Source organism: Mesorhizobium sp. M7A.T.Ca.US.000.02.2.1 (assembly GCF_003996995.1).
In the GTDB taxonomy this organism is placed as follows: Bacteria; Pseudomonadota; Alphaproteobacteria; order Rhizobiales; family Rhizobiaceae; genus Mesorhizobium.
The window spans coordinates 22,068-28,593 of sequence record NZ_RZTT01000029.1 but is presented as its reverse complement, the minus strand read 5'-3'; the positions used below and the strand labels follow the sequence as shown (position 1 = coordinate 28,593).

The window sequence follows — 6,526 nt, the reverse complement described above, 5'->3', positions numbered from 1 at the left end:
GGCGCATAGAGCACCGTCCTAGCCACTTGTTCGGCCTCGAGTTCTGTTCCTGACAAATCGTAAGTTCTCGTCCAGATGTTACCGATTCCGGTCGCGCGCGTCGTTCCTTGTATCTCGACAACGTCTGTTTGGCCGGCCTCTGCAAGGGCTGCTCGCATGGCGCCATCGTACCAGCTGTCGATGATGACAGACAGTTGAAGGGTTGCGAGCCAGGCGTGAAGAACGGTCGGCTCGGCGGGGGCTGCGAATATCTCCGCCATCCACGCTTGGAGAGTCCGACGATGTCGGCGCTGCTCGATAAACTGCGCGACCGACCACATATTGGTGCGAATCCTGGAAGGGGCAGGCGCCCGCTTGTTGAGGGCCGCGGCGACATCTTCAGGGGTGCAAGGTACAGGTGATTCCGGTGGGTTAAGCTGCAGAAGACCAGGACCGAGATAGGGGATCACTCGATCGGCCTTGAGAGCGCCGTTCAGCAGGTCAATCAGTTTTTTGGCAAAACTGCCCCGGACGACGACGAGATGGTCCCAGCTCAGCATCGTGTTCATACGCGTTTCCTCTCCGCCACTGAACCCACCGGCATCAGGCCCCGTCGGAAATCTTCATCGCCTCGACGGTGATCGGCAAACGCGTGTCGCGCGGAAGGTCGGGCAGCATGAGCCGCCAACCGTTCCTGAGCGTCACGGTCCCGCCCCATAAGTCAGCGTTCTCAATCTCGGTGATCGGCTCTTCGAGATCCTTCTTGGGGACATAAGCCGACAAGCCAGTAGCGGTCCTGCGAATCATTACTTTCATCCGGCTGTTCCCCCGTTGGAAATGCCTTCAGCTCCGCAGGGAACCTCGACTTTGTCGAGGCTAATGAGTTCGCGCGCTCGCATGCCGACGACCGTGCCACGATCGATCCATTCGACCGCATAGATGAAGAATTGCTGGAGAAAGGTTCCAATGTCGCGCACGTAGCCTTCGTCGCCCTTCCGCACGAGGTTTTCGCCGATCTCCTTGCCGGGATAGGTGCCGTCGTTTTTTATGTGGCGTATCGCACGGACCCGCTCACCCTGCATGAACCGTGGCGGTCTGCCGATTTCGACCTCCTGTTCGCGTCTGGACCACATGCTGTCCATTCCTTTCTCGAGGTTTTTGTTGTGGTCGCGGGTTGCAGGCGTCGTCGTGCGGCGAACCCGACCGTTTCGGTAGGAATCAAGCGGGAACGCAGGTTTTCGGTACCGGACAGACCGACACGCATTGCTGCGTATCGAAGGCCTCCTTGCATTCGGTGCACTTGTTTGGATCGATCACATAGGCGTCGCCCTTGAACTTGATCGCTTCCGAAGGACATTCGAACTCGCAGGCCCCGCATTGGGTACATTGGGATGCGATGATCTTTAAAGCCATTCTAACTCCTGGTTATCGGACGAGACGGCTCAGGCCGTCGCCGCTAGTGGTCTGATCCCAAACTCTGCCGCGTAAAGTGCGCTGACTGCGGTCTCGATGTAGTCATGGCCATAGGCGTCGGTTACGCGCAGTCCAGCTCGCGAGAGTTGTTCCTTCGGGCGATTTCCGATCTTGGCGCATAGCACTATGTGTATGCCTTCGAGCGCTGCGATGACGCCCTCGAGGATGGCGTCTTCGCCCCCGCCTCCGAGGCAATACCGCTCGACCTTCCGATGCCCGACCAAGCTGATCCCTCTAGGCGAGACTTCATAAACCTGGAATTCCTTCGCGTGGCCGAAGTGTTCGTTGACCCGTCCACCTCCCTTAGTGGCCACCGCAACCAGAAGCGACTTTTCGGAGTCTGTTGCCTTGACCATACCGATGGCCTCGCTCCTCGCCGCCTCATGATCACGGCGCTCGTGTGCGACCACCTGCCGATAGGCCTGACGCTTGCCAGCATCGTAGGCGACATCGTCGGGAATCCCGTCCAGCGTGAATTCCTGGCCACGATCTTCACCGAGCAGGCCGACAGCATCTGCCCGGCACTGCCGGCAGTGGCGCATCAACTTGGCGCCACCTTCAAGTCGATCCTGAAGAGCCATCATCTCCATTGCCGTTGGGCCGCGCTGCCCGATGAGTCCGTAGTGGGTACCGTGCGCCGGGTCCGAAATCAGAGGCATCACGTTGTGCAGAAACGCGCCCCGCTCCCTGACCATTTTGTTCACCTCAAACAGGTGCTGGTCGTTCACTCCAGGAATCATCACCGAGTTGATTTTGGTGAGGATGCCGCGCGCGCTCAGCATCTCCAGGCCCAGCATCTGCCGCGCGTGCAAGATTCGAGCGGCTTCGATGCCGAAGTAGCGGCGATTTTCATAAAAGATCCAAGGATAAATCTTTGCGCCGACTTCCGGGTCGACCATGTTGATGGTGATCGTCACGTGATCAACATTCATTTCGGCAAGCTCGGCGACATGGTCCGGCAGCACGAGCCCGTTGGTGGAGACGCACAGCTTTATGTCGGGGATTTCCCTGATGACGCAGTCGAACGTTGCCTTCGTTTTCTCCCAGTCGTAACAGGCATCCCCCGGCCCAGCGATGCCAAGAACCGAAAGCTGCGGAACTTTGTTGGCAACCGCGATGACCTTGCGTAGCGCTTGGTCGGGCGTCAGCTTCTCAGACACAACACCAGGCCGGCTCTCGTTGGCGCAATCGTATTTGCGATTGCAGTAGTTGCACTGGACATTGCAAGCCGGCGCGACCGCCACATGCATACGCGCGAAATAGTGATGCGCTTCCTCCGAAAAGCAGGGGTGATCCTTGATCCTTTCCCAAATAGCCGGATCCCCTTCGCCCGGGCTGGTCGGCGACGAGCCGTAGGAGGACGATGCGCAGACGGATTTCGCGGCTGCCAGAAAACCCTCGGATGTCGTGCTAGTCGGACCCTCAATCGAAACTGTCGGTGAGGACATCAAACGGCTCCGTTGCTGGTAACGTCGCGGTTCAAGGTGCAAGAGCCATACCAACTTAAAACAGCGGCTTCAGTTCACTATTTGGGTCAATATCGCATTGTGTCAGGCGGGCGCGACACAATTTTGTCCTGCTTGCGACAGCACAAGTCCAAATCCGTTCAGAAGCACAAAGCACTCCTTGTCGCGCACAGGGCGCGCAAGACCACTGGCCTGACGATTGGCTCATCAGGCTCTTAGAATTTCCTTCGGCTCGATACTATGCCGGCGTATCGCCTAGCCGACTTGTCGCAGCGTGAGGCCGAGAATTCGAGCCGCATTAGCCTGAACCCAGCCGGCCTTCTCCATTGTGTCGATCAGCCGTCAGGCTCCGTCCGCCGCGGTCCCAGCCCCCGTCCGGCCGTATCGTTAGAATCGCAACCGGCTATTTCGTGCTCAGGGGGCGCCGATGCGCCGAACCGGCATCGTGCTGGCCCGTGAGAGCTCGTCGATGACATTGCCACGTTCCGAAAGATTGGTTCCTTCCAGAGGAGAACGCCAAGCACGCAGTTCTCCGGCTCGCGGACGTTGCCGGGGAAATAGCATTGCGAGATCAGCTCAACTGCCGACGGCGCAAAGCCATGGTTCTCCATATTTCAAGGGTAAGCGCTGTGTCCTTCCAGGAGGACCCGGCGATCTGTGGGCCTGCCGATTCTGACGTGGATCGGAGATCGGCTTGTGTCTGAACTTGAACTTAAGATTGACGCTGAGCGGCAGCCTCGGCGTTTTCGAGGGTGATCAACGGCGCTGTTGGTCGGCGGCGTTGGTCGATGGACGACAAGGCACGGAGTCATCTCCGAGACCCTGGAGCCGACGCGGTGATCTCGGAGGTTGCCCGGCGCTACGGGCCGCGGCCGCGGCGGAACGCTCGCAAGCTTGCGACGCTGGCAGGACAGGCCACTCCCGCCTAGTGGTTTCGGTGGCGCCACCGGAACGACCCGTTGGGCCAACATCCGTGCACCAGAGCTCAAGGCCACGGCCTGAGAATCGGCCGCCGCTCACCCTTTACTTGGTTCCTCAGAGAAGGAGAGCAACTTCCGTCGGTGCGAGGGTCATTGCGTCGGCCAGTGGCGAGTTCCTGCCACGCCCAGCCATCCTGCTTCGCGACCCATTCTCGCGCTCCCGCCATCGCGGGTGGAGTGGATTAGTGCAGACGACATAGGTTCGGGGCCTGCCGTTGCCGAGCGGGTGCTCGAGCTTAAGTCCGCTTTCGTAGGTGCCTGCCTGCGCCGCACTCAGTCCGTGAGCGAGTGTCCCTCGGGAATGCCGAATGCTGTTGGCGGCGGAGTCGGCATGAAGATACCCGTCCTTCCTCCGCAACCAATTTTCGACGGGCGGCAACGATGTCGGGGGGCATGGTGCTGAATCCACTTTGACCGCTCTCGACGATGGCGCCGTCGAGATAAACGAGATGGCTGATATGGTCGGGTATCCGGTCGGCGGCGCCGGTGATGCTGATGCCGCCTAGACTGTGACCGACAAGGATCACATCGCTCAGTTCTTCCGTCACAATGTGGTTGACGATGTCGGTCACGAATGTGTCGGGCGTGATGTCCTTGCACAGCAAACGTGCGCGTTCGCCGACACCTGTCTGGGTCGGCGTGGTCATGTGGTATCCCATCTTACGAAGATTGGCGGCCACGTCCCGCCAACACCATCCGCCATGCCAGGCACCATGCACTAGCACATACGTCTTTGCCATGGGTTGTGCCGTTCCACTTGCTCACCGGCCGTTGTGGCTGCCATCCGGCACGATGGCCGGGCGTTGTCCCAAAGGGGGGCTCGACCACGTGACCGGTGGTAAGTCCGGCGCACAGGGCAGCGCCGTGGCCTCGAGGACACCGCTAACGAGTCAAGGAAATTTGAATTGCGAAAGGCCAATATTCACTAGCTCTTTGCAAGTGGATGGAGAGGCTCATGGTGTGCCGCAGTTGCTCGCTGCCGGCATGCTCTTGGCACGGTTCCGGCTGATCATCCGAACTTGAACAGGACACCAAAGCCGCCGCGCGGATAGTTCCACTCGATGTCGCCGCCTTTCTCGCACAATATCCGGCAGGTGCCGCATTCCATGCAGCCGTCGGCGGTGATCTCGACTTGACCCTTGTCATTCAACTCATAGCATTTCGCCGGACAGACGTAGGTCAACGCAAGCAAGTTCGCGCTTGGCTTGTCGTGCGGTCGCACTATAATATGGGGGCGGCCGGAATCGACCAGATAGCGGTTCTGGTAAAGTTTGTCCTCGACACGAACCTTCGTCACTGCGATCGTCATCTTGTACCCTCTTCAGCGCCATGCCAATGCCAGGCGGACCGCGTCGCTGACCAACCCCCAGCGCGAGCGCGCGTTGATGAAGGCGGCCGTGGTGTTCTTTTCCTTCTCGATCTTCGGCGTGCCGTCGACACGCATGAAGTTCTGAGCGGCATGCGACATCAACCGCGGATAGCTGTCAAAAAAGTTGCTGGAATTGGTGTGGAGCAAGGCTGGCATGTCCTTGTATTTCTTAAGATCCTTGATCACAAAGGAGTCATCCAGCATCGTCTTGTAGAGCGCAAGGTTCGCTTTGGTCATAGGACTGTTGCGGCTTTTGACTTTGATGATCGCCTCAGCCGCGACACGACCCGAGGTCATGGCAAGGTTCGAACCCTCACGGTGAATGGCATTGTTCAGTTGCGCTGCGTCGCCGACGATGACCCAACCGTCGCCGAAGAGCTGCGGAATGGCCTTGTAACCACCTTCGGGGATAAGATGGGCGGCATATTCTTTCACCTCCGAGCCAGCGATCAGCGGCCGGATCGAAGGATGGTTTTTCATCGCATCTAGGAGGGCGGACGGGCTCTCCATCGTCGCGGCGAAATCCGAGACCAGGCAGCCGATGCCGAGTGAAATCGACTCCTTGTTGGTGTAAAGGAAGCCGAGCCCGGCCATGCTGCGAGAGATCGTGCCCACGGCCTCGATTACGCAGCCTTCATCGCCCTTGACCCCGAACCGCTGGCCAATGACCTCTTCGGGCAAGAAATGCATTTCCTTGACGGCAAGCGCCACGGTCTCCGGCTTCGGCATCTCGCGCAGGCCTGCGCGAGTGCCAAGCAATCCCGACACCCCTTCTGCGAGAACGACCACATTCGCGAAGACCACTCCGCCAGCCCGGTCTGTGCGGACGCCGATCACCTTGCCATTGCCATCACGGACGAGTTCCGTCGCGGTCGTCTCACACAGGACCGTCGCGCCAGCCTCGCGCACCTTGCGGGAAAACCATTTGTCGAACTGGGCGCGGATGATCGTGTAGCGGTTGGGTTTCGCCTCATTGAAGTCGTCCGACCGGTAATGAATTCCGGTGTGAGACGTGTCGTCCATCACCCAAAGTCGCTGTTCGACCAGGTGCCGCTCGAGGGGCGCATCATCCCGGAAGTCCGGGATGATCTTCTCCAGCATGTTCGCGTACATTATGGCACCCTGGACGTTCTTAGAGCCCGGATATTCACCGCGCTCCAACTGCAGTACCTTCAGCCCCTGGCTTGCCAAAGTGTAAGCAGCTGCGTTTCCAGACATGCCGGCTCCGACCACAATGGCATCGAATTGTTCAATCATGT

7 protein-coding genes and 2 pseudogenes are annotated in these 6,526 nt (G+C 59.2%); all 9 read right to left on the bottom strand.

Features of this window, described 5'->3' with window-relative positions; genetic code table 11:
• A pseudogene (locus EOD15_RS04950) lies at window positions 1–548 on the bottom strand (SIR2 family protein); the annotation flags it as partial.
• Between the two features lie 34 nt (window positions 549–582).
• A complete protein-coding gene (gene nifT, locus EOD15_RS04945; RefSeq protein WP_024505230.1) occupies window positions 583–795 on the bottom strand; it encodes a putative nitrogen fixation protein NifT in 213 nt (70 codons plus the stop codon).
• On the bottom strand, window positions 792–1,112 hold the full coding sequence (locus tag EOD15_RS04940) for a nitrogen fixation protein NifZ (RefSeq protein WP_024505231.1): 321 nt from the start codon (window positions 1,110–1,112) through the stop codon (window positions 792–794). Before EOD15_RS04940 ends, nifT begins: the two co-directional genes overlap by 4 nt.
• Before the next feature lie 85 nt (window positions 1,113–1,197).
• Window positions 1,198–1,392 (bottom strand): 4Fe-4S binding protein, encoded by a 195-nt coding sequence (locus EOD15_RS04935; protein ID WP_024505232.1) that lies wholly within the window; start codon window positions 1,390–1,392, stop codon window positions 1,198–1,200.
• A gap of 29 nt (window positions 1,393–1,421) precedes the next feature.
• A complete protein-coding gene (gene nifB, locus EOD15_RS04930; RefSeq protein WP_127318073.1) occupies window positions 1,422–2,900 on the bottom strand; it encodes a nitrogenase cofactor biosynthesis protein NifB in 1,479 nt (492 codons plus the stop codon).
• Between the two features lie 273 nt (window positions 2,901–3,173).
• A pseudogene (locus tag EOD15_RS04925) lies at window positions 3,174–3,260 on the bottom strand (helix-turn-helix domain-containing protein); the annotation flags it as partial.
• Between the two features lie 874 nt (window positions 3,261–4,134).
• Window positions 4,135–4,638: an alpha/beta fold hydrolase gene (locus EOD15_RS04920; RefSeq protein WP_245463579.1), complete on the bottom strand. Its 504-nt coding sequence runs from the start codon at window positions 4,636–4,638 to the stop codon at window positions 4,135–4,137.
• 269 nt (window positions 4,639–4,907) lie between these two features.
• Window positions 4,908–5,207 (bottom strand): ferredoxin family protein, encoded by a 300-nt coding sequence (locus EOD15_RS04915; protein ID WP_024505235.1) that lies wholly within the window; start codon window positions 5,205–5,207, stop codon window positions 4,908–4,910.
• 12 nt (window positions 5,208–5,219) lie between these two features.
• Window positions 5,220–6,524 carry an FAD-binding protein gene (locus EOD15_RS04910; protein WP_127318071.1) on the bottom strand — a complete coding sequence of 435 codons (1,305 nt, stop codon included), beginning with the start codon at window positions 6,522–6,524 and terminating at the stop codon, window positions 5,220–5,222.
• Between the last annotated feature and the right edge of the window lie 2 nt (window positions 6,525–6,526).

What these genes read in the sequence shown, in the direction of transcription:
- nifT (WP_024505230.1), bottom strand. Translation starts at nt 795, where the DNA reads ATGAAAGTAATGATTCGCAGGACCGCTACTGGCTTGTCGGCTTATGTC.
- EOD15_RS04940 (WP_024505231.1), bottom strand. Translation starts at nt 1,112, where the DNA reads ATGTGGTCCAGACGCGAACAGGAGGTCGAAATCGGCAGACCGCCACGG.
- EOD15_RS04935 (WP_024505232.1), bottom strand. Translation starts at nt 1,392, where the DNA reads ATGGCTTTAAAGATCATCGCATCCCAATGTACCCAATGCGGGGCCTGC.
- nifB (WP_127318073.1), bottom strand. Translation starts at nt 2,900, where the DNA reads ATGTCCTCACCGACAGTTTCGATTGAGGGTCCGACTAGCACGACATCC.
- EOD15_RS04920 (WP_245463579.1), bottom strand. Translation starts at nt 4,638, where the DNA reads ATGGCAAAGACGTATGTGCTAGTGCATGGTGCCTGGCATGGCGGATGG.
- EOD15_RS04915 (WP_024505235.1), bottom strand. Translation starts at nt 5,207, where the DNA reads ATGACGATCGCAGTGACGAAGGTTCGTGTCGAGGACAAACTTTACCAG.
- EOD15_RS04910 (WP_127318071.1), bottom strand. Translation starts at nt 6,524, where the DNA reads ATGATTGAACAATTCGATGCCATTGTGGTCGGAGCCGGCATGTCTGGA.